General features: G+C 72.5%; 19 protein-coding genes, 1 tRNA gene and 3 pseudogenes. 12 read left to right on the top strand and 11 right to left on the bottom strand.

Features of this window, described 5'->3' with window-relative positions; genetic code table 11:
* Nucleotides 1–177 precede the first annotated feature (177 nt).
* Together ACWD0J_RS13355 and ACWD0J_RS13360 are read left to right on the top strand one after the other, a co-directional pair.
* Nucleotides 178–1,347, top strand: coding sequence for a Gfo/Idh/MocA family protein (locus tag ACWD0J_RS13355; RefSeq protein ID WP_451495905.1), 1,170 nt, complete (start codon nucleotides 178–180; stop codon nucleotides 1,345–1,347).
* 167 nt (nucleotides 1,348–1,514) lie between these two features.
* Nucleotides 1,515–1,940: pseudogene (locus ACWD0J_RS13360) on the top strand (hypothetical protein); the annotation flags it as partial.
* On the opposite strand, the gene ACWD0J_RS13365 reads toward ACWD0J_RS13360, so the two are convergent.
* Nucleotides 1,900–2,934, bottom strand: a complete 1,035-nt coding sequence (locus tag ACWD0J_RS13365; RefSeq protein ID WP_451495906.1) for a LacI family DNA-binding transcriptional regulator — start codon at nucleotides 2,932–2,934, stop codon at nucleotides 1,900–1,902. The pseudogene ACWD0J_RS13360 and the gene ACWD0J_RS13365 sit on opposite strands and share 41 nt — an antisense overlap.
* Nucleotides 2,935–3,069: 135 nt before the next feature.
* Between ACWD0J_RS13365 and ACWD0J_RS13370 the strand changes: the two are divergent.
* From ACWD0J_RS13370 to ACWD0J_RS13390, 5 genes and pseudogenes are all read left to right on the top strand, one after another.
* Nucleotides 3,070–3,543, top strand: a pseudogene (locus tag ACWD0J_RS13370) (phytanoyl-CoA dioxygenase family protein); the annotation flags it as partial.
* The gene (locus ACWD0J_RS13375) at nucleotides 3,528–4,235 is read left to right on the top strand and encodes a phytanoyl-CoA dioxygenase family protein (protein WP_451495989.1); all 708 of its coding nucleotides are present in this window, start codon (nucleotides 3,528–3,530) and stop codon (nucleotides 4,233–4,235) included. The pseudogene ACWD0J_RS13370 and the gene ACWD0J_RS13375, both read left to right, overlap by 16 nt.
* Nucleotides 4,236–4,248: 13 nt before the next feature.
* A complete protein-coding gene (locus ACWD0J_RS13380) occupies nucleotides 4,249–5,025 on the top strand; it encodes an SDR family oxidoreductase (RefSeq protein WP_451495907.1) in 777 nt (258 codons plus the stop codon).
* Between the two features lie 73 nt (nucleotides 5,026–5,098).
* Nucleotides 5,099–6,103 (top strand): Gfo/Idh/MocA family protein, encoded by a 1,005-nt coding sequence (locus ACWD0J_RS13385; RefSeq protein ID WP_451495908.1) that lies wholly within the window; start codon nucleotides 5,099–5,101, stop codon nucleotides 6,101–6,103.
* A complete protein-coding gene (locus ACWD0J_RS13390; protein WP_451495909.1) occupies nucleotides 6,100–7,116 on the top strand; it encodes a Gfo/Idh/MocA family protein in 1,017 nt (338 codons plus the stop codon). The genes ACWD0J_RS13385 and ACWD0J_RS13390 overlap by 4 nt, the downstream gene beginning before the upstream one ends.
* 55 nt (nucleotides 7,117–7,171) lie before the next feature.
* Here ACWD0J_RS13390 and ACWD0J_RS13395 read toward each other — a convergent pair whose 3' ends face one another.
* The 6 genes from ACWD0J_RS13395 to ACWD0J_RS13420 form a co-directional block, all read right to left on the bottom strand.
* Nucleotides 7,172–8,191 (bottom strand): Gfo/Idh/MocA family protein, encoded by a 1,020-nt coding sequence (locus tag ACWD0J_RS13395; RefSeq protein ID WP_451495910.1) that lies wholly within the window; start codon nucleotides 8,189–8,191, stop codon nucleotides 7,172–7,174.
* Nucleotides 8,192–8,236: 45 nt separating this feature from the next.
* A complete protein-coding gene (locus ACWD0J_RS13400; RefSeq protein ID WP_451495990.1) occupies nucleotides 8,237–9,169 on the bottom strand; it encodes an ATP-binding cassette domain-containing protein in 933 nt (310 codons plus the stop codon).
* Between the two features lie 43 nt (nucleotides 9,170–9,212).
* Nucleotides 9,213–10,289: an ABC transporter permease gene (locus tag ACWD0J_RS13405; RefSeq protein ID WP_451495911.1), complete on the bottom strand. Its 1,077-nt coding sequence runs from the start codon at nucleotides 10,287–10,289 to the stop codon at nucleotides 9,213–9,215.
* On the bottom strand, nucleotides 10,289–11,308 hold the full coding sequence (locus ACWD0J_RS13410) for a sugar ABC transporter substrate-binding protein (RefSeq protein WP_451495912.1): 1,020 nt from the start codon (nucleotides 11,306–11,308) through the stop codon (nucleotides 10,289–10,291). Before ACWD0J_RS13410 ends, ACWD0J_RS13405 begins: the two co-directional genes overlap by 1 nt.
* Nucleotides 11,309–11,875: 567 nt before the next feature.
* Entirely contained in the window at nucleotides 11,876–12,862 is a 987-nt protein-coding gene (locus ACWD0J_RS13415; protein ID WP_451495913.1) for an aldo/keto reductase, read from the bottom strand.
* 95 nt (nucleotides 12,863–12,957) lie between these two features.
* Entirely contained in the window at nucleotides 12,958–13,626 is a 669-nt protein-coding gene (locus tag ACWD0J_RS13420) for an NUDIX domain-containing protein (protein WP_451495914.1), read from the bottom strand.
* Nucleotides 13,627–13,837: 211 nt separating this feature from the next.
* On the opposite strand from ACWD0J_RS13420, the gene ACWD0J_RS13425 reads away from it, so the two are divergent.
* The gene (locus ACWD0J_RS13425) at nucleotides 13,838–14,716 is read left to right on the top strand and encodes an SDR family oxidoreductase (protein WP_451495915.1); all 879 of its coding nucleotides are present in this window, start codon (nucleotides 13,838–13,840) and stop codon (nucleotides 14,714–14,716) included.
* 118 nt (nucleotides 14,717–14,834) lie between these two features.
* Here the strand turns inward: ACWD0J_RS13425 and ACWD0J_RS13430 are convergent, their stop codons facing one another.
* Both ACWD0J_RS13430 and ACWD0J_RS13435 read right to left on the bottom strand, forming a co-directional pair.
* The gene (locus tag ACWD0J_RS13430) at nucleotides 14,835–15,767 is read right to left on the bottom strand and encodes a carbohydrate kinase family protein (protein ID WP_451495916.1); all 933 of its coding nucleotides are present in this window, start codon (nucleotides 15,765–15,767) and stop codon (nucleotides 14,835–14,837) included.
* A complete protein-coding gene (locus ACWD0J_RS13435; RefSeq protein WP_451495917.1) occupies nucleotides 15,764–16,450 on the bottom strand; it encodes a class II aldolase/adducin family protein in 687 nt (228 codons plus the stop codon). The genes ACWD0J_RS13430 and ACWD0J_RS13435 overlap by 4 nt, the downstream gene beginning before the upstream one ends.
* Nucleotides 16,451–16,567: 117 nt before the next feature.
* Between ACWD0J_RS13435 and ACWD0J_RS13440 the strand changes: the two genes are divergently transcribed.
* On the top strand, nucleotides 16,568–17,215 hold the full coding sequence (locus ACWD0J_RS13440; protein ID WP_451495918.1) for a TetR family transcriptional regulator: 648 nt from the start codon (nucleotides 16,568–16,570) through the stop codon (nucleotides 17,213–17,215).
* A gap of 513 nt (nucleotides 17,216–17,728) precedes the next feature.
* On the opposite strand, the gene ACWD0J_RS13445 is transcribed toward ACWD0J_RS13440, so the two are convergent.
* Nucleotides 17,729–17,802: transfer RNA gene (locus ACWD0J_RS13445), tRNA-Pro, on the bottom strand.
* Between the two features lie 123 nt (nucleotides 17,803–17,925).
* Between ACWD0J_RS13445 and ACWD0J_RS13450 the strand changes: the two genes are divergently transcribed.
* The 3 genes and pseudogenes from ACWD0J_RS13450 to ACWD0J_RS13460 form a co-directional block, all read left to right on the top strand.
* On the top strand, nucleotides 17,926–18,453 hold the full coding sequence (locus tag ACWD0J_RS13450) for a DUF309 domain-containing protein (RefSeq protein WP_451495919.1): 528 nt from the start codon (nucleotides 17,926–17,928) through the stop codon (nucleotides 18,451–18,453).
* A 177-nt stretch (nucleotides 18,454–18,630) separates the two neighbouring features.
* Nucleotides 18,631–19,401: a precorrin-6A synthase (deacetylating) gene (gene cobF, locus ACWD0J_RS13455; RefSeq protein WP_451495920.1), complete on the top strand. Its 771-nt coding sequence runs from the start codon at nucleotides 18,631–18,633 to the stop codon at nucleotides 19,399–19,401.
* Nucleotides 19,402–19,481: 80 nt separating this feature from the next.
* Nucleotides 19,482–19,734 (top strand): annotated as a pseudogene (locus ACWD0J_RS13460) (MFS transporter); the annotation flags it as partial.
* On the opposite strand, the gene ACWD0J_RS13465 reads toward ACWD0J_RS13460, so the two are convergent.
* The gene (locus tag ACWD0J_RS13465; protein ID WP_451495921.1) at nucleotides 19,723–20,469 is read right to left on the bottom strand and encodes a cobalt-precorrin-6A reductase; all 747 of its coding nucleotides are present in this window, start codon (nucleotides 20,467–20,469) and stop codon (nucleotides 19,723–19,725) included. The pseudogene ACWD0J_RS13460 and the gene ACWD0J_RS13465 overlap by 12 nt on opposite strands.
* Nucleotides 20,470–20,471: the final 2 nt, after the last annotated feature.

Raw genomic sequence — 20,471 nt, forward strand, 5'->3', positions numbered from 1 at the left:
CGCGACATCCTCTGGGAGTTCCAGTCCTTCGCGGACCCGGCCGCGGCCAAGGCGAAGTGGGACGCGGGCCACGCCGGCTACACCCCGGAGCAGGGCCCGGCGATCATGCTTGACACCGGCTGACGCCCCCGCCCAGGGTGGCCTGATCAGAAGAGGGACCTGTCCGGAAAGAGGCTCATGGTGGATGCGCTCGGTGTCGCCGTCGTCGGGTTCGGCTGGATGGGCCGGGTGCACACCCAGGCGTACGCCCGCGTCCTGCACCACTATCCGCTGCTCGGTCTGCGGCCGGAGCTGGTGGCCGTGGCCGAGGAGGTGCCCGGCCGGGCCGAGGAGGCCGCCGCGCAGTTCGGCTTCGCCTCGACGAGCCTCGACTGGCGGGAGGTGGCCGCCGATCCCCGGGTCCAGGCGGTCAGCGTCACCGCCCCCAACTTCCTGCACCGCGAGATCGGTGTGGCGATGGCCGAGGCCGGCAAGCACCTATGGATCGAGAAGCCGGTCGGTCTGACCGTGGCGGACGCGCGGGCGGTGGCCGACGCGGTCGCCGCGGCGGGCGTCCAGGGCGCGGTCGGCTTCAACTACCGCAACGCGCCCGCCGTCGAGACGGCCCGCGCACTGATCGGCGCCGGCGAGATCGGCACCGTCACCCATGTCCGCATCCGTCTGTTCAGCGACTACGCGGCCCATCCCGAGGGCGCCCTGACCTGGCGGTACGAGCGGGAGCGCGGCGGCAGTGGAGTGCTGGGCGATCTCGCCTCGCACGGCGCGGACCTGGCCCGGTATCTGCTCGGCGACATCGCGTCCCTGACCGCGGACACGGCGGTCTTCGTGCCGGAGCGGGCCCGGCCCAGCGGGGCCACCGCCGGTCACAGCCGCGCCTCGGGCGGCGAGGTCGGCCCGGTCGAGAACGAGGACTACGTCAGCTGCCTGCTGCGGTTCGCCTCCGGCGCGCGCGGTGTCCTGGAGGCCTGCCGGGTCTCGGTCGGCGAGCAGAACAACTACGGCTTCGAGGTGCACGGCACCCGGGGCGCGGTGTTCTGGGACTTCCGCCGGATGAACGAACTCGGGGTGAGCCGCGGCACGGCCTATCAGGACCAGCCGGTCAGCACGGTGTACGTCGGCCCGGTCGACGGCGAGTTCGGCGCGTTCCAGCCGGGCGCGGCCAACGCCATGGGGTACGACGACCTGAAGGTGATCGAGGCGTACCGGTTCCTGCGCTCGATCGCGGAGGGAGAGCCGTACGGCGCCACCGTCGCGGACGCCGTGCGCAGTGCCGCCGTCCTGGACGCGATGGCGCGCTCGGCGGAGAGCGGGGCGTGGGTGGACGTCCACCCGGAGCGGTGTCCGTAGGACCACCGCGCATCCGGTTCTCAGGCCCGCGACGGCGCGCACGGTCACCCTGGTCTCCTCCGGCACACGACCAGGGCGGCGAGCGTCACGATCCCGAGCAGCAGCAGGGACAGGACGTTCGCGTCCGGAGGGGGCCGGAGTGGACGAAGTACAGCGGCACTGTCTAGGCGGGCGCGGTCATCGCCGCCGACCGTCCGATCGGCCCGACGATCGACGTCAGCGGCACCTACGTCCTGTACGGGTCGATCTCCCGGATGATGCCGGCGCTGTTCCTGACCGCGTTCGGGGACGCCGTCTCCCGCACCCGGCTGCTGCCCCGCTGGACTGGCCGGTCGGCGTACGTCCTCGCGGGGATCAGCCTGGCCTTCGTGCCGTCCCTGTTCTTCGGCGACACCCCGGCCGACCTCTGCGCGGCCAACGGCTGGGGCACGCCCGCGCTGATGGGGGCCGTCCTCAGCTCCTGGCTGCCGGCGATCGGCGTCTCGACGCACCGCAGCGCCCGGTCACCCGTCCCACGGCACGGAGCGGGAGCGGGAGCGGGCGGCGGCCGGATCACCCGGCCGGCGCCTGCGGCGGCAGGTTGTACGGCGTGACCACCTGGATCGCCGACGGCGGGGTGGGCCCCGCGGGCGGCAGGGCGCCGTGGGCGCGCATCACGGTGTGGCAGGCCTCGCGCACGTCCTGGCGCAGGTCGTGGTGGAGCACGGCGGACAGCCGGTGCTCGCTCAGCAGGCGGGTGTTGTCGTGGTCGAGGTCGTGCGCGACGAACACCACGCACTCACGGCCGAGGTCCGCGAAGGCGCGCAGGGTGGCGATGTTGCCGCCGCCGATCGAGTAGACCGCCCGGATGTCCGGGTCCCGCTCCAGCGCGGCCCGGACCAGGTTGTACTGGGTGGCGTCCAGGCCCTGGCCCTCGGTGATCTCGACCAGCGTGCGCTGCGGGTAGCGGGCCCGCATGACGCCGCGGAAGCCCATCTCGCGCTCCTCCTCGTTGCGGAAGAAGCCGCTGCTGAGGCTGGTGAGCACGTTGCCGGGGCGGTCGCCGAGCCACTGGCCCGTCAGGTAGGCGGCGGTGGCCCCGGCGGCCCGGTTGTCTATGCCGACGTAGGCCAGGCGTGCGGTGGAGGGCAGGTCGGTGACCAGGGTGACGACCGGGACGCCCGCCTCCGCGAGCCGGGAGACGGCGGCGGCGACCTCGGGGACGTCGGGCGCCTTGAGGACCACGCCCTGCGAGCCGCGCCGGGCGATCCGGTCCAGTGTCCGGGTCAGTTCCCGCACCGGGCCGGTCTCCCGGAAGTGGAAGCGGGAGCGCACGACCGCCGGGTGCAGGGACGGCAGCTCGGCCTCCAGGGCGGCCCGGACGGCGGTGGAGAACCGTTCCGGCGTCTGCATCACGATGTCGATCATGAAGGTGCGGCCGACCAGCCGGACCTGGGTGCGCTGCCGGTCCAGGTCGGCGACGGCCTGGCGGACCTCCCGCGCGGTGCTCTCGCGCACCCCGCCCCGGCCGTTGAGCACCCGGTCGACGGTGGCCTCGCTCAGGCCCGCCTGACGTGCGATCTCCCGGATCGGGAAGGGGTGACCCACCGACGGCTCCTTGAGGGGTTTTTGATGGCTCGCTGCTGGTTGTTGGAGGGGTTTGTACTGACAAGAATGTCAGAGCCGTGTCGCCGCCCGTGACCTGGCCGCGTGTCGCACCCCGTGACCGAAAGAAGGACGACGATGTCCGTCACCGCCGCTGGACACCGTGCCTGGCTGACCGAGCAGGACTGCGATCTCGACGCCTTCCGTGCGCTCGTCGAACGCTCGACGGACCTCGCCGACCACCCGCACGCCTCGGCGGTCGAGGGCAACGTCCTCGTGTACGACAGCGACCGGCTCCGCGCGGCCGGCGCCTCCCGCGAGGTGCGGGCCGAGCTGGTCCGGGCCCTCACCGACGGCCCCGGCGTCCTGGTGTTCCGGGGTGCCTTCCCCGACCCGGCGGTGGTGGACCGGGCCACGGCCGTGTTCGACGCGCTGATCGCCGAGCAGAACGCCTCGGGCGCCCCGGCCGGCGACCACTTCGCCCGGCCGGGCACCAACGAACGGGTCTGGAACGCGCTGGAGAAGACGGCGCTCTACGACCCGGAGGCGTTCGCCGACTACTACGCCAACGACATTCTGGCGCTGGTCTCGGCCGCCTGGCTGGGCCCCGGCTACCAGGTCACCTCACAGGTCAACGTGGTGAATCCGGGCGGTGCCGCGCAGACCGCGCACCGCGACTACCACCTGGGCTTCCTCTCCAACGAGACCGCCGCGGCCTACCCCTCGCACGTGCACCGCCTCTCCCCCGTGCTCACCTCCAGGGGGCGGTCGCGCACTGCGACATGCCCGTGGAGTCCGGGCCGACGCTGTACCTGCCGTACTCGCAGGCGTACGAGCCCGGCTACCTCGCCTGGCGGCTGCCCCGGTTCCAGGCGTACTTCAAAGCGCACCACGTCCAGCTCCCGCTGGCGAAGGGCGACGCCGTCTTCTTCAACCCGGCGGTGTTCCACGGGGCGGGCACCAACCGCACCCTGGACGTGCGCCGCACGGCCAACCTGCTCCAGGTGTCCTCGGCGTTCGGGCGGGCCATGGAGACGGTGGACCGGGAGTCGGTCGCCAATGCCGTCTTCCCCGTGCTGCGCAGGCGCCGGGCCGAGGGCGTGGACCAGGAGTGGCTGGAGCGGGTGATCGCCGCGAGCGCCGAGGGCTACCCGTTCCCCACCAACCTGGACAGCGATCCGCCGGTCGACGGCATGGCCCCGCCCTCGCAGGCGGACGTCGTCCGGCGGGCGCTGGACGAGGGATGGACACCGCGGGCGCTGCGGGACGCGCTGCGGACCGGCGCCGTACGGCGCGAGAGCTGAAAGGGCACCCCTCATGGGACTTCTCGACGACAAGGTCGTCCTCGTCAACGGCGGCAGCCAGGGTGTGGGCGCCGCGATCGCCCGGGCCGCGGTCCGGGAGGGTGCGCGGGTCGCCGTGACCGGGCGGCGGCCGGAACCCGGTGAGGCGCTGGTGGCGGAGCTGGCCGCCGCCGGCGGCAAGGCCGTGTTCGTCCGGGCCGACCTGGCGGACGCCGAGCAGGCGAAGGCCTCCGTGGCCGAGGTGATCGGCACGTACGGCTGGATCGACTGCCTGGTGAACTCCGCGGGTCTCACCTCCCGGGGCACGCTGCTGGACACCACGCCCGAGCTGTTCGACCAGCACATCGCGATCAACCTCAAGGCCCCGTTCTTCGCCATGCAGGCCGCCGTCGCGGACATGGTGGAGCGGGGGGCACCCGGCACGGTCGTCAACATCATCACGTCCTCCGCGCACGGCGGACAGCCGTTCCTCGCCCCGTACGTCGCCGCGAAGGCGGGGCTCGTCGGCCTGACCCGCAACGCGGCGCACGCGCACCGCTTCGACCGGGTCCGCATCAACGGCCTGAACATCGGCTGGACCGCGACCGAGGGCGAGGACGCCACGCAGAAGGCCTTCCACGGCGCCGGCGACGACTGGCGCGAGCAGGCCGCCGCACGGCTGCCGATGGGCAAGCTGGGCCAGCCGGACGAGATCGCCGACTTCGTCGTCCTCCTGCTGTCGGAGCGGTCCGGTGTCGTCACCGGTTCGGTGATCGACTGGGACCAGAACGTCCTCGGCGGCCTCGACTGACCTCTCCGGTCTCCCCGCTCTCCGCTCTCCGCTCTCCGCGTAAGAAACCCGCACCCTCAAGGAGCACCGCCCCATGCGTATCGGAATCCTCGGCCTCGGCCGCATCGGCGCCTTCCACGCCGAGACCCTCTCCGCACTCGACGCGGTCGAGTCGCTCGTCCTGGCCGACCCGTTCGCGGACGCCGCCAAGTCCGCCGCGGAACGGTTCGGCGGCGAGGTCGCGGACTCCCCCGAGGCGGTGCTGGCCGCCGGGGTGGACGGCGTCGTCGTGGCGGCGGCCACCGACGCCCACCCGGCGCTGATCCTGGCCGCCGTCGAGGCGGGCGTGCCCGTCTTCTGCGAGAAGCCCGTCGCCCGGACCATGCGCGAGGGCGTCGAGGTGCTCAGGGCCGTCCAGGGCTCGGCCGTGCCGGTCCAGATCGGTTACAACCGCCGCTTCGACGCCGGGTTCGTCGCCGCCCGGGCCGCGGTGCGCAGCGGTGAGCTGGGCACACTGCACACCGTACGGTCGACCACGCTGGACCCGGCGCCGCCGCCGGCCGCGTACATCGCCGCCTCCGGCGGCATCTTCCGGGACTGCTCGGTGCACGACTTCGACATCATCCGCTGGGTGACCGGCCGCGAGGTGAGCGAGGTGTACGCGGTCGGCGGCAACCGGGGGGCCGACTTCATCAAGGCGGCCGGTGACGCCGACACCACCGGCGCGATCCTCACCCTGGACGACGGGACCATCGCGGTGGTCTCCAACTCCCGTCACAACGCCCGGGGTTACGACGTCCGCATGGAGATCCACGGTTTCACGGACTCCATCGCCGTCGGCCTGGAGGACAAGCTGCCGCTGCGCTCGGTGGAGCCCGGTGTCACCTTCCCCGCGGGCACCCCGCACGACTTCTTCATGGACCGCTTCACCGCGGCCTACCGCGCCGAACTCGCCGCGTTCACCGACGTCGTGGCCGGCACCCGGCCCTCCCCGTGCACGATCGAGGACGCCCTGGAGGCCGGCTGGATCGCCGAGGCGTGCACCCTGTCGCTGCGCGAGCACCGCCCCGTCACGATCCAGGAGGTCCGGGAAGCATGAGCGGCCCCGGCCGGGAACCGCTGCGCATCGGCGTACTGGGCGCGGCCCGCATCACCGAACGGTCCCTCGTGGACCCGGCCCGGGCGACCGGCCACCGCCTGGTCGCGGTGGCCGCCCGCGACCGGTCGCGCGCCGAGGCCTTCGCGGCGGCGCACGGTGTGGAGCGGGTGGCGGACTCCTACGCCGGACTGCTCGCCGACCGTGAGGTCGACGTCGTCTACAACCCCCTCGCCAACGGTCTGCACGGGCCGTGGAACCTGGCCGCCCTCGCGGCGGGCAAGCACGTCCTGACGGAGAAGCCGTCGGCGAGCAACGCCGAGGAGGCGGCCGAGGTACGGGCGGCGGCCGCGAAGGCGGGAACCGTCTTCATGGAGGGCTTCCACTACCTCTTCCACCCGGTCACCCGGCGCCTGCACGAGATCCTGGCCGACGGTGAACTCGGCGAGCTGCTCCGGGTGGAGACGCTGGTCGCGATTCCCGCGCCGGACGACGGGGACCCGCGCTGGTCGCTGCCGCTGGCCGGCGGCGCCCTGATGGACCTCGGCTGCTACAGCCTGCACGCGGTGCGGATGCTCGCGCCGTGGGCGGGCGGGGAGCCGCGGCTCAGCTCCGCGCGGGGCGGGGAGCGGGCCGGGGCGCCCGGCGTGGACGAGTGGCTGGACGCCGGGCTGGAGTTTCCCGGCGGCGCGACCGCGTCGGCGCGCTGCCACATGGCGTACGACCGGCTGGAGATGAGCTGCCGGGTCGTCGGCACGCGCGGGGAGGCGAGCGTGCCGAACTTCGTGCTGCCGCAGCTCGACGACCGGATCGTGGTACGGACGGCGGAGGGTGAGCGGACGGAGCGGCTCGGTACGCGGTCGTCGTACACGTACCAGCTGGAGGCGTTCGCGGCGCGGGTCCGCGAGGGGACGGCACTGCCGCTGGGCGCGGACGACGCGGTGGCGACGATGGCGCTGATCGACGACTGCTATCGCGCGGCCGGGTTCGAGCCGCGCCCGCACGGCGGGAGGTGACGCACCCCCGCGTCCGTGCGGTGCGCGCCGGCCTCGGCCGGCGCGCATCCCCGCGTCAGCGGTACAGCGCGGGCCGCTCGACCAGCTCCACCTCGACGCGGCCGCCGTCCCGCAGCGCCCGCACCCCCGCCTCGCACACCGCCGCCGCCGCGTACCCGTCCCACACGCCGGGGCCGGTGACCTCACCGCGGCGGGTGGCGTCCACCCAGGCCTGCACCTCGCGGTCGTAGGCGTCGGCGAAGCGTTCGGTGAAGTCCTGGGCGATGGTGCCGCCCCAGCGGGCGGCCATGTGCGTGACCATGGCGTGGCCGTCGCCGATGCGGGCGGTGCCGCGTTCGCAGACCAGCTCGGCCTGGACCTGGTAGCCGAAGCCGCAGTTGACGAACATCTCGACGTCGACGACCGCGCCGCCGTCGGTCTCGAACACGACGAACTGGGGGTCCTGGAGGTCGTCCGGCGCGTTCGCCGACGGCCGCGGACGCAGTACCGTGACCGCCGTGATCTCCTGGCCTAGCAGCCAGCGGGTCACGTCCGTCTCGTGCGCGACGGAGTCAGAGATCAGCATGTCGCTGGTGAACCCGGGCGGGCTGGCCACGTTGCGATGCCGGTTGTGGAGCATCAGCGGACGCCCCAACTGCCCCGTCTCCAGCAGGGACTTGAGCTTCATGTACTCGGCGTCGTAGCGCCGCATGAAGCCGACCTGGACCCGGCGCCGGCCCAGGCGCTGCTCCGCCTCCATCACCCGCAGCGCGGAGGCCGGGTCCGGGGTGAGCGGCTTCTCGCACAGCACGGGCAGGTCCCGCTCGAAGGCCGCCAGCAGGGCCGCCTCGTGGGCGGGCCCCGGGGAGGCGACCAGGACGGCGTCGACGTCGGCCGCCGCCATCGCGGCGGCCGGATCGGTGTAGGCGGCGCAGCCGTCGACGGAGGCGGCGACCGCCTTGGCCCGTTCCGCGTCGACGTCCACGACGGCGGTCACCCGGGCCCCGCTGGTGACCTGGTGGATGCGGCGCACATGGTCGGCGCCCATCCGCCCGGTGCCGATGACGGCCACTCTCAGCGGTTCTCGCCGCGTCACGTCGTCCCTCCGCCTCGAAGGGTCCGGTCGGCCGAACCGGTCATCTCACGACGTCCCGTCGGAAGTCGGCGCCACCGACGCGGTGAGGTCCCCCTCTTCCGGGAGCTTCTCCAGGTCGAGGCCGCGCACCTGCGACAACTCGTGCTTGAGCGCGGCGAGTTCGGTGCCACCCGCCATGTGGTTGGTCAGCTCTTCGAGGCTGACCTCACTGCGGGGCGCGGACAGTTCCATCGTGCCCAGCCGCAGCACGCTGAAGTGGTCGCCGACCATGTAGGCGTGGTGGGGGTTGTGGGTGATGAAGATGACGCCGAGGCCGCGGTCGCGGGCGGCGGCGATGTACTTCAGCACGACCCCGGACTGCTTGACGCCGAGGGCGGCGGTGGGCTCGTCCAGGATGAGGACGCGGGCGCCGAAGTAGACGGCGCGGGCGATCGCCACGCACTGGCGCTGGCCGCCGGAGAGGGTGCCGATGGGCTGTTCCAGGTCGTCCAGGACGATGCCCATGTTGCGCAGTTCCTCGTCCGCGGTCCGCTTCATCCGCTCGATGTCGAGGCGGCGGAACGGCCAGGGCCCCCTGGTCATCTCGGAGCCGAGGAAGAAGTTGCGCCACACCGGCATCAGCGGGACGGTCGCGAGGTCCTGGTAGACAGTGGCGATGCCCTTGTCGAGGGCTTCGCGCGGGGTGGAGAACCGTACGGGGACGTCGTCGACGAGGAAGTCGCCCTCGGTGTGCTGGTGCAGCCCCGAGATGATCTTGATGAGGGTGGACTTGCCGGCGCCGTTGTCCCCGAGGACGCAGGTGACCTGGCCGGGGTGGACGGTCAGGTCGACGCCGTGCAGGGCGCGGATGTTGCCGTACGACTTGCCCGCACCGCGCAGTTCGACGATCGCCGCGTCCGTGCCGGGCGTCCTGTCGCCGTCGGTGTCGACGAGGACGGCGCCATGCGTTCCGGCCTGCTCGGTGGAGGCCTTGCCTATGGAGGCCTTGTCGGTGGAGGCCTTGTCGGTGGATGTCACGAGGTTACCTCCGGGTCGCCGTGCGCTGGACCCACAGATTGATCAGGACGGCGCCGAGCAGCATCACGCCGAGGAAGGCCTTGAACCAGTCGGGGTTCCAGCCGGCGTAGACGATGCCCTGCTGCACCATGCCGAACATGAACGCGCCGAAGAGCGGGCCGATCGCGGAACCGTAGCCGCCGGTCAGCAGGCAGCCGCCGATGACCGCCGCGGCGATGTAGATGAGCTCCTGGCCCACGCCCTCGCCGGACTGCACGGTGTTGAAGGAGAACAGCTGGTGCATGCCGACGAACCAGGCGCCGAAGCCGACCAGCATGAACAGCGAGATCTTGGTGAACGTGACCGGCACACCCACGGCCCGCGCGCTCTCCTTGCTGCCGCCGACCGCGAAGATCCAGTTGCCGTACTTGGTGCGCAGCAGCACCCAGGTGGCGATCGCGGCGAACACCAGCCACCACACCACGGTGATCTTCACCTGGACACCGCCGACGTCGAAGGACGACGCGAACAGCGACTTGGCCTGGTCGAAGCCGTCCATGGTGCTGATGTCGTCGGTGGCGACGTTGCCGGTGACCAGGTTGGTCACGGCCAGGTTCACGCCCTGCAGGATCAGGAAGGTGCCCAGGGTGACCAGGAAGCTCGGCAGCCCGGTCTTGACCAGCATCCAGCCGTTGAACAGGCCGACCCCGAGGGACACCAGCAGGGCGACGATCACGCCGACCCAGACGTTCATGGTCAGCTGGTAGCTGAGCATGCTCGCGGTCAGCGCCGAGGTGACCACCGCGACACCGGCCGACAGGTCGAACTCGCCGCCGATCATCAGCAGCGCGACCGGAAGCGCCATGATCCCGATCGTCGAGGACTGGTACAGGATGTTCGCCATGGAGCTGCCGTCACGCACCGGCGGCGCCGTGACCAGGAAGAACACGAACACCGCCACGGCACCGAGGAAGACACCCACCTCGGGCCGGGCCAACAGCCTGAAACCCAGCGGACGTCGGGTGGTCCGGCCGTCGGACTCCTTCGGGCCGGGAGCCGGCGGTATGGTCACCGCCGGCTCAGCCTGATGGGTCATACTCATCACCGAGTGCCCTTCGCGGCGAACTCCGCGACCCTGTCGACGTTCGACTTGTCGACGAAGGCCGGGCCGGTCAGCACCGGCTGCTCACCGCCGCCGCTGTAGTTGCCGTTGTTCTTGTACAGCCACAGGGAGTCCACCGCCAGGTAGCCCTGGAGGTAGGGCTGCTGGTCGACCGCGAACTGGATCGTGCCGTCGGAGATGGCGCTCGTCAGGGCCTTGTTGAGGTCGAAGGTGGCGACCTTGGCCTTGCTGCCGGACTCGGACACCGCCTGCACCGCGGTCAGCGCGAAGGGGGCGCCGAGCGTGACGAGGTAGTCGACGCTCTTGTCCTGGCTGAGCTTGGCGGTGATGGTCGACTTCACGGACGGCATGTCGGTGCCGTTGACGTTCAGCGTCTGCAGCTTGCCGGTGAACGTCTTGTCCACGCCGTCGCAGCGCTGGGTGAGGCCGATGTTGCCCTGCTCCTGGATGACACAGACGGCGTTCTTGGCGCCCGCCTCGTTCAGCCGCTTGCCGAGCGCCTCGCCGGCGACCGTCTCGTCCTGGCCGAAGAACTCCATCAGTCCGAGCTTCTGCCACTCGCTCACACCGGAGTTGAGGCCGACCACGGGTATGTTCGCGGCCTCGGCCTTGCTCACGACGTCCTTGAGGGCGTCCGGCTTGGCCAGGGTGATCGCGATGCCGTCGACCTTCTGGTCGATCGCGTTCTGCACCAGGTTGGCCTGGTTGCCCGCGTTCGGGTCGGCCGAGTAGACGAGCTTGATGTTGTCCTTGGCGGCGGCGGCCTCCGCGCCCTTGCGGACGATGTCCCAGAAGGTGTCGCCGGGCGACTGGTGGGTCACCAGCGCGACGGTCATCCGGGGAGTGGTGGCCTTGCCCGCGGAGGCCCCCTCCTCGCTCTCCTCGGCCTTCTTGCCGCCGGAGCCGCTGGAGCAGCCTGCGAGGGTCAGAGCCGCCGCCGCGGCGACTGCCACGAAGGGGGCGACTCTGCGGGAACGGAAGTGAGACGAGCGGTCCATCTTTCCTGCACCTCACTGTGCGACGGGAGAACGTCGGGAAAGGAAGGGGATCACGGAGATCCGGGGGGCCCGGGACCTGGAGAGTTCCGGGTCGAACGCCGCGAGAAGCGGCTGGTGTACTGGGACGGGATCCAATCCCCTGACACGCCACCTGTCAATACTTTGTTAAGACATCATTTCACAAGCAGGTCCGAATGTAATGACAAAGTAGGGACAAGGTCGCCCTCCGCGCCTGCACCTGGGGGACGGCGGACTTTTGGGTACCGCGTGTCCAGCCCTGATGAGGAGCATCGCGCATGGCCGAGTCAGCCCAGCACTTTCGACCTGATCAGTATGGGCCGTATCGGAATTGATCTCCACCCGCTACGGCCGCCGGCCCCGGCCGCCCCCTCTCCACCGTCCCTCTCCGAGGACCGGCGACCTCCCGCGGTCGGCACCCTGGTGGTGCACCCCGCACAGCGCCCGCCGGACCATCGGCGCCCGCAGCGCCACCCGGAGGTGGCCTCCGCCGCGCGGACGGTGTGCGGGGAGCGTGGGGCGGGCGCCGCTCCAGGACGCGTCAGGTGGTCAGTGGGCCGCGTCCAGCCTGGCCCGCTGCTCCGGCGTCAGATCCAGGTCCACCGCGGCCAGGCTCTCCTCCAGTTGCGCCACCGACGAGGCCCCGACCAGCGGAACGATCGGCAGCTCGCCGCCCAGCTGCCAGGCCAGCACGACCTGGTTGACGGTCGCGCCGGTCTCCCGGGCCACCTCCCGCAGGGCCGCGAGCCGGGCGGGGGTGCCCGGGTGGTCGTAGCCCGGCGGCAGCGGCCGGCCAGGACGCGCGTACGCGCCCTTGAGCAGCGGCGAGTAGGCGACCAGGGTCAGGCCGGGCTCGGCCCTGAGGTAGCCGAGCAGGTCCGGTCCCGCCGCGCCGAGGGTGCCGTCGGGGAAGAGGTCGCCGGGCACGTCGGTGCGGGGCCGGAGGTAGCTGTGCTCGTACTGGAGCACCTCGTAGCCGGGCAGTCCGGCGGCGGCCGCGAGGGCACGGGCGCGTTCCACCCGCCACACCGCGTGGTTGCTCACTCCGAGCAGTCCGACGGTGCCCTCGGCGACCAGTGCGGCGAACCCCTCGACGGTCTCGCGCAGGGGGACGGCGTGGTCCTCGATGTGGGCGTACAGCAGGTCGAGCCGGTCGACGCCGAGGCGTTCCCGGCTGCGTTCGGCGGACTCGCGGATCACCTTCGCGGACAGGCCCTCGGCGTTGTCGGCGTAGCCGGTGCCGGGGGCGAGGGGGCGGGCGCCGAGCTTGGTGGCGATGACGATCTCGTCGCCGACGCCGCGGCTGGCGCGCCAGCGTCCGAGGAGTTCCTCGCTCTGGCCGCCCTGGCCGCCGTCGATCCAGAAGGCGTAGTTGTCGGACGTGTCGATGAAGGTGCCGCCGGCCTCGACATAGCGGTCGAGCACGGCGAAGGAGGTCGCCTCGTCCGTCCGGGAGCCGAACAGCATCGCGCCGAGCGCGAGGACGCTCACCTCGCGGCGGCTCGCCGGATCGCTGCCGATGGTGCGGTACTTCATGGTGGTCCCTCCCGTTCGTGCCCACGCTCGGGGCACGGACGGGAGTCTTCATGCTGGAGCGCGCTTCAAGTCAAGGGGCCCGTCCCGGCGGCCGTTCAGTCGCGGCGGGCGAACGGGCCCTCCAGCGCGGCCCAGTGCAGCAGCATGATCGTCTTCCCGTCGGCGATCTCCCCGGTGCGGATCATCTCCAGGGCCCGGCGGAAGGGGAGTTCGAGGATCTCGATGTCCTCGCCCTCCTCGTCCAGTCCGCCTCCCTCGTGGGTGTGGGTGGCCGGGCCGTAGGCGGCGGCGTAGAAGCTGACGCGCTCGGTGACCGAGCCGGGGCTCATGTAGACGTCGAAGACGTGCCGGACCTCGCCGATGGTGTGCCCGGTCTCCTCGACGACCTCGCGCCGCACGGCGATCTCCGGATGCTCCGCCTCGTCGTCGAGGAGACCGCCGGGGGTCTCGATCAGCATGCCGTCGGGATGCCCGTTGACGTAGGCGGGGAAGCGGAACTGGCGGGTGAGCAGCACGGTTTCGCGTGCGGTGTCGTACAGCAGCATGGTGGCGCCGTTGCCGCGGTCGTGCGTCTCGCGCTGCTGGGTGCGCCAGGTGCCGTCGGCGTGCCGGAAGTCGAAGGTCGTGGCACGCTCGACGTACCAGTGGCTGGACAGCAGCGTCACGTCCCGCACCCTGACGCGCGGGTTGCCGGTGAGGTCCAGGCCGGTGCGGTCGAGTCCGGTGCGGCCCCGGCGGTCCGGGGTGTCGATGCCGGCGGTCATCGCGAGCCCGCCGTGAGGAGGGTGGAGTACGAGTTGGTCATGCCCGCTTCTATCATCGCGGGCCGCTCGGCGTCGCACTCGCCGCCGTCCCCCGCCGGGTGCCTCACCTCGAAAAACACGGGTACCCGAAGCCCCGCAGAACGAATGGTGCCCCGCTTCCCGGCGGGACCAGGCCGACATCGCACGAACCAGAGTGAGAGGGAGCAGAGCCGTGACCCCACCGGAGCACCCGGCCCAGCGTCATCCGAGCCCCGAGTTCCCGTCCCAGGACCAGCCGCATCCCGGCTGGACGGGCCCCATGGACCCGCCCCCGGACCACGGCGAGGAGTCCTACCGGGGCAGTGGCCGTCTGGAGGGCCGCAAGGCCGTGATCACCGGCGGCGACTCGGGGATCGGCCGGGCGGTGGCCATCGCGTTCGCCCGGGAGGGCGCCGACGTCCTCTTCACCCACCTCGACGACGAGAAGGACGACGCGCAGGAGACGGTCCGGTGGGTGACGGACGCGGGGCGGCGCGCGGTACCGGTCGCCTGCGACATCCGCGAGGAGAGCAACTGCCGTGACCTGGTAGACCGGGCGGTGACGGAGTTCGGCCGGATCGACGTGCTGGTGAACAACGCGGCGTACCAGATGTCGCAGCCCGACGGCATCGAGGCCATCACCACCGAGCAGTTCGACCGGGTGCTGCGCACCAACCTGTACGGCATGTTCTGGCTGTCGAAGTTCGCGCTGCCGCACATCCCCGAGGGCGGCAGCATCATCAACTCGACGTCCGTACAGGCCTACAAGCCGAGCCCGCACCTGCTGGACTACGCCATGACGAAGGGCGCCATCGTCACCTTCACCCAGGGGCTGGCCCAGATGCTGGCCGAGCGGGGCGTCCGGGTCAACGCGGTCGCGCCGGGACCGGTGTGGACCCCGCTGATCCCCGCGACGATGCCGGACACGGTGGAGTTCGGCAAGCAGTCACCGCTGGGCCGCCCGGCCCAGCCCGCCGAGATGGCGCCCGCCTACGTCTTCCTGGCCTCGCAGGAGGCGTCTTTCATCACCGCGGAGATCGTCAACGCGACGGGCGGCACCCCGCTGCCGTAGGCGGGCGGCACCCCGCTCGCGCAGGCGGTACCCGCCGCCCGCCGAAGGAAGCCGGGCAGCCGGGCAGCCGGGCAGCCGGGCAGCCGGGGGCGATCCCCTGCACGGGCCCGCCGTCGCCTCAGCCGGCGGCGGGCCCGTGCGTCGCGGCGAACTCGTCGGCGGCGGCGAGGTCGAAGTCGCCGTGGTCGCTGCCGAGCCCTCGCGCCACCAGAGCCGCCACCGCGCAGCCGAGGACGGCGGCCTCGCGCGGTGCACGGCCCAGGCTCACCCCGCGCAGGAAGCCGGCGGAGAACGCGTCACCGCACCCGGTGGTGTCGACGACGTCGACCGCGAAGGCGGGCACCGCCTCGGCGCCCCCGCCCGTCACCAGGAGCGCGCCGTCGGCGCCACGGGTCACCGCGACCGCGCCCACACCGGCGCCGAGGAGCTTGTCCGCACCGGCCGTCAGATCGTCCTCGCCGGTGAAACCGAGCACCTGCTCCTCGTTGGGCAGCAGGTGGTCGACGTACGGCAGCGCCGCCTCGATCTGCTCGAAGCTGCCGAGCACCCCCGGCGCGAGAAGGTCCACGGAGGTGACCACGCCGTGCTCCTTGGCGTACGACAGGATGCGTGCGGCGACGTCGACACCGATCAGCTCGGGGCCGCCCAGGTGCAGATGCGTGGCCTCGGCGACCGCGTCCCAGGGCACGTCGTCCAGACCGTAGGTGATGTTGGCGCCGAGCAAGTGCAGCGAGGGACGGTCGCCGTTGGGCCGGATCGGCAGGACGCTGGCGGAGGTGGGGGTGTCCGTCCGGCGGACGAGGAACCCGGTGTCGATCCCCGCCCTGCCGAGCAGCTGGACGAGCAGGTCGCCGGTCGGGTCGGCGCCGATCGCGCCGGCGCAGCGCACCGAGGCGCCCAGCTTGGCGAGGGTGAGCGCGGTGCCGCCGGCCGTCCCGGCGGCGGTCATCCGGATGTCCTCCACCAGCGTCGCGCCCTGACCCTCGGGTATCGCCTCCACCGGCCGCACCAGCACGTCCAGCACATGCACGCCCATCGTGACGACTCTCATGGGTTTCCCTCCTGCTCGGGTGACACGGGCCGGGTGGTGCCGTAGTCGCGGGCGACGGCGGCCTCGATCACCGCGAGCTGCTGCCGCTCGTCCAGGACGCGGGGTGGTCCGAGGGCCGCCGCCCGCTGGTAGACACCGCAGGCCCACTCCAGCAGCAGCGCGTGCTCGACCGCCTCGCCGAGCGTCGGCGCGTGGGTGAGCGCGCCGTGGTTGGCCATCAGGGCGGCGCTGCGGCCGTCGAGCGCGGTGAGCACCGACTCGGCGAGTTCCGGGGTGCCGAACGTGGCGTACGGCGCCACCCGCACGGTGCCACCGACGGTGAGCAACTGGTAGTGGACACAGGGGAGTTCGTCGAGCACACAGGAGAGCGCGGTGGCCATGGGGGCGTGCGTGTGCACGACCGCGCCGGTGCCGTAGCGGCGGTAGACACCGAGGTGCAGATCCAGTTCCGAGGTCGGCCGCAGGGTCCCGGCCACGATCTCTCCGTCGAGGTCGACGACGGTCACCTGGTCCGGAGTCAGGCCGGCGAGCACCGCGCCGGTGGCGGTGATCGCCACCCGCTCCCCCGCGCGCACACTGACGTTCCCCGCCGTGCCGATGAGCAGGCCCTCGGCCCCCAGGCGCCGGCAGGCGTCCGCCACGGCGGCCCGCTCCTCGCTCAGCGCCGAGCTTGAGTCGGTCATGCGCGTGACGGTAACGTAGACATGAAACAAAGTCACGTTCATGTTCAGGGAGCGGAGAAGGCGCCCGGTGAGCAGGCGGCGGCACGGGCGGGGTGTCCCGTGAGTAAGGTGGTCCGCGTGAGTGAGCCGATCGCGGGGCCCGGCCGGACGACAGGTCCCACCCCCCTCCGGCGTACACCCCAGCAGGCACGCAGCAGGGCCCGTCTGGCCCGGGTCCTCCAGGCCGCCGAGCGCGTCCTGATCGACGAGGGGGTGGAGGCGCTCACCACGACCCGGATCGCGGCCGAGGCGAAGGTGTCGGTCGGTTCGCTGTACCAGTACCTTCCGGACCGGGGCGCGATCATCGAGGCCCTCGCGGCGGGCTACTTCGCGAAGCTCGAAGCCGTCATGGACGGTCTCGTCGAGGCGGCGGCCGAGCAGCACTGGGACGATCCGGTCGGCGTCCTCATCGACGCGTACGCCGAGATCTACCGCTCCGAACACGGCTTCCGGGCCCTGTGGTTCGGCAGCGGCCTGACCGAGCGGACCCGGGCCGCGGACCGCGAGCACAAGCGCCGGATGGCCGACGGCATCCGCCGCGTCCTGCTCGCCCTCGGCCTCGCCCGGGACGACGAGGCACTGGGGCGGGCCTGTCACGCCGCCGTCCTCACCGCCGACGCGCTCGCGCAGGAGGCGTTCCGCCGCGACACCGAGGGCGACGCGGACCTCCTCGACGAGGCGAAGACCATGCTGCGCGGCTATCTGACCGCCATCACCGCACGCTGACCCCCCATCACCGCGCGCCGCTGACGCGGGCTGACGCAGAACATCCCCGGCGTCTCCGAGGCGCTGGGCTGAGCCGGCACCCGGAACGCCGCGATCGCCGGCCCGATCAGCCCGGTGATCATCCTGGCGACCGCCGGCACCGGGCTGCCCGTCCCCGGCGCGTGGGCGCACGGATCCACCTGGCCGGGGCGTTCGGCCGAGGCTCCCGGCCGAGGGGATTTCTGGCCGAGGCGGACATCGGCCCCGGCGGCATGCTCCGCAGCGAACCCTCCCTCGTCGCCTCCCGGGGCTGCCCCACCGGGATCTTTCTCCCAGGGCTGCCCCACCGGGATCTTCGAGGTCACGCCCGAGCTCGCGGAGCACAAGAACCGCCTCGCCCGGCTGATCAGCCACCGGGTGCCCTCCGCCGACGTCGAGCGGGGCTTCCCCCCTCGCCCGCACTCCGCCCGCGGACACGACGAAGGCCGTCGTCCCATCGCTGAGAAAACGGCCTTCGCTGCACGACTTCCACAGTCGGGACGACAGGATTTGAACCTGCGACCCCTTGACCCCCAGTCAAGTGCGCTACCAAGCTGCGCCACGTCCCGATGCACCGCCCGCGGCGAACCGCGAGACCATGCGCACAGAACTTTACCGCACGTCGGAGGCCTCCTCGAAGGCGGGCAGAGGGCGGTCGTGGCGGACGGCGGCGGGCGCGGGACAATCGGCGTATGGGCAGTGCATCCGCAGGACGACAGATCGGCGCGCGGGACCGGGACGACGAGGGGCGGGCCCGCAACGCCCGGCCCCGGGACGGGCTGGGGCGGCCGTTGCCGTACGGCACGGAGGGTGTCGCCCGGCAGCCCGAGGGGGTCGTCCGCGCGCCCCAGGACAGCGTCACCGAGGCGCAGGGGCTGCTGGACGCGGGCAGGCCGTTCCACGCGCACGAGGTGTTCGAGGACGCGTGGAAGTCAGGGCCCGAGGAGGAGCGGGAGCTGTGGCGCGGGCTCGCCCAGCTCGCCGTGGGGCTCACCCACGCGGCCCGGGGCAACATCACGGGCGGCGCCCGTCTGCTGCGGCGCGGTGCGGGAGCGGTGGCGGACTGGGCGTCGGCCACGGGACGCCCGCAGCCGTACGCCATGGATCTGGCGGGACTGACGGCGTGGGCGCGCGAGCTGGCGGAGAGCGTGGAGCGGGACGGCGAGAGCGTGGACGCGGCGGGCCGGGCGCCGAGGCTGCGGGGGCGGCGGGCGTCGTAGGCGGGGAGCTCCCGCCCGTCGGCGCCCGGTCCGGGCGCCCGGACCGGGACCGTGGCACCGCCGGCCCAGCCTCCGGCGTGAGCTGTCGCGCAGTCGTGCAGTCGTGAGCTGTCGTGCGGACGTGAGCGGTGCGGACGCGGTGTACGGGGTGTCAGTGGGGTGGGGCAGACTCGGGGTGTGCGAAAGATTCATGTCATCGGTATCGGCGCGGGCGACCCCGACCAGCTGACCCTGCAGGCGGTCAGGGCGCTGCGGAACACGGACGTGTTCTTCGTCCTGGACAAGGGTGAGGCGAAGGCGGACCTGGTGCGGTTGCGCCGGGACATGCTCGACACGCATGTGCCCGAGGGGACGTACCGCGTGGTCGAGGCGCGTGACCCGGAGCGCGACCGGGCCGCGGGCGGCGCCGCGTACTCCCCCGCCGTCGGGGACTGGCGCAGCGCCCGCGCGGAGATCTACGCGCGGCTGATCGCCGAGGAGCTGGGCGAGGACGAGAGCGGCGCGTTCCTGGTGTGGGGGGACCCCTCGCTGTACGACAGCACGATCGGGATCCTGGACGAGATCCTCGACCGGGGCACCGTGGCGTTCACGTACGACGTCGTGCCCGGGATCAGCAGTGTCTCGGCGCTGGTCGCCCGGCACCGGACCGGACTGAACCGGGTCGCCCGGCCGGTGCAGATCACCACCGGCCGGCGGCTCGCCGAGGGCTTCCCGGAGGGTGTGGACGACGTGGTGGTGATGCTCGACGCCCACCAGACCTTCCGGAAGTACGCCGACCAGGACATCGACATCTACTGGGGTGCCTACATCGGCACGCCGGACGAGATCCTCGCCGCCGGCCCGATCGCCGAGGCCGCGCCGCGCATCGAGCGGCTGCGCGCCGAGGCCCGGGAGCGCAAGGGCTGGATCATGGACACGTATCTGCTGCGCAGACGTTCCCAGGGCTGAGGCGGCGCGGGGTGGGAGGCGCCGTCCCGTCCCGTCATCGACTGCCTGGGCATCACGTTCGTCGCGGCGGGCGCGAGCGCTGCCGGGTGGAGACCCGGGCGGCCGAACCGATGCTGCCGATGCGGCTGTTCGCCGGCCCGGTGTTCACCGTGTGCTCGATCCTCAGCTCCATCGTCGGTTTCGCGATGCTCGGCGCGCTTGACGTATCTGCCGACCTACCTCCAGTACGGCGACGGCGACTCGGCCACGGTGTCCGGTGTGCGGACGCTGCCGATGGTGGCCGGCCTGCTGCTCGCGTCGGTCCTCAGCGGCCGGCCTCGGTCACGCAGGGGTGAGGCCGAGCCTTGTCAGGACCTCCGTCGGATCGGCCACCGCGGTCACGCCCTCCGGCAGGGGCGGTCGTCGTACGACCACGACCGGCAGGCCCAGGTCGCGGGCGGCCGTGAGTTTGGCGGCCGTCGCCTGTCCCCCGCTGTCCTTGGTCACCAGGACGTCGATGCGGTGCCCGGACAGCAGCGCCGACTCGTCGGCGACCGTGAACGGCCCGCGGGCCAGGAGCACGTCGGTGTGCGGCGGCATCGGCGGCCGGGGCGGTTCCACCGACCGTACGACGAAGTGCAGGTCGGTGAGCCGGGCGAAGGCGGCCAGGCCCAGGCGCCCGGTGGTCAGGAACACCCGCCGGCCGAGCCGGGGCAGCAGCTCCGCGGCGGCGTCCAGTGAGGCGACCGGGTGCCAGCGGTCCCCGGGGCCGGGCCGCCAGCCGGGGCGGCGCAGCACCACCGACGGGACGCCGGTCGCCGCCGCGGCCCGGGCCGCGTTCGCCGTGATCGACGCGGCGAAGGGATGGGTGGCGTCGACGAGCGCGTCCACGCGCTGCTCGCGCAGCCACCCGGCCAGTCCGTCCGCCCCGCCGAAGCCCCCGATGCGTACGTCCCCCGTGATCGCCCCCGGTCGCGCCACGCGCCCGGCGAGCGAGGTGGTGACGCGGACACCGGGGCGCGCCCCGAGCACGGCGGCCAGTTCGCGGGCCTCGGTGGTACCACCGAGGATGAGGACGTGCGTGGACATGG

Source organism: Streptomyces sp. NPDC003011, assembly GCF_053591515.1.

Excerpts from the sequence above, each read along its gene's own strand:
- ACWD0J_RS13355 (WP_451495905.1), top strand. The coding sequence starts at position 178 with ATGGTGGATGCGCTCGGTGTCGCCGTCGTCGGGTTCGGCTGGATGGGC.
- ACWD0J_RS13380 (WP_451495907.1), top strand. The coding sequence starts at position 4,249 with ATGGGACTTCTCGACGACAAGGTCGTCCTCGTCAACGGCGGCAGCCAG.
- ACWD0J_RS13385 (WP_451495908.1), top strand. The coding sequence starts at position 5,099 with ATGCGTATCGGAATCCTCGGCCTCGGCCGCATCGGCGCCTTCCACGCC.
- ACWD0J_RS13390 (WP_451495909.1), top strand. The coding sequence starts at position 6,100 with ATGAGCGGCCCCGGCCGGGAACCGCTGCGCATCGGCGTACTGGGCGCG.
- ACWD0J_RS13405 (WP_451495911.1), bottom strand. The coding sequence starts at position 10,289 with ATGAGTATGACCCATCAGGCTGAGCCGGCGGTGACCATACCGCCGGCT.
- ACWD0J_RS13410 (WP_451495912.1), bottom strand. The coding sequence starts at position 11,308 with ATGGACCGCTCGTCTCACTTCCGTTCCCGCAGAGTCGCCCCCTTCGTG.
- ACWD0J_RS13415 (WP_451495913.1), bottom strand. The coding sequence starts at position 12,862 with ATGAAGTACCGCACCATCGGCAGCGATCCGGCGAGCCGCCGCGAGGTG.
- ACWD0J_RS13420 (WP_451495914.1), bottom strand. The coding sequence starts at position 13,626 with ATGACCGCCGGCATCGACACCCCGGACCGCCGGGGCCGCACCGGACTC.
- ACWD0J_RS13430 (WP_451495916.1), bottom strand. The coding sequence starts at position 15,767 with ATGAGAGTCGTCACGATGGGCGTGCATGTGCTGGACGTGCTGGTGCGG.
- ACWD0J_RS13435 (WP_451495917.1), bottom strand. The coding sequence starts at position 16,450 with ATGACCGACTCAAGCTCGGCGCTGAGCGAGGAGCGGGCCGCCGTGGCG.
- ACWD0J_RS13450 (WP_451495919.1), top strand. The coding sequence starts at position 17,926 with ATGGGCAGTGCATCCGCAGGACGACAGATCGGCGCGCGGGACCGGGAC.
- ACWD0J_RS13465 (WP_451495921.1), bottom strand. The coding sequence starts at position 20,469 with ATGTCCACGCACGTCCTCATCCTCGGTGGTACCACCGAGGCCCGCGAA.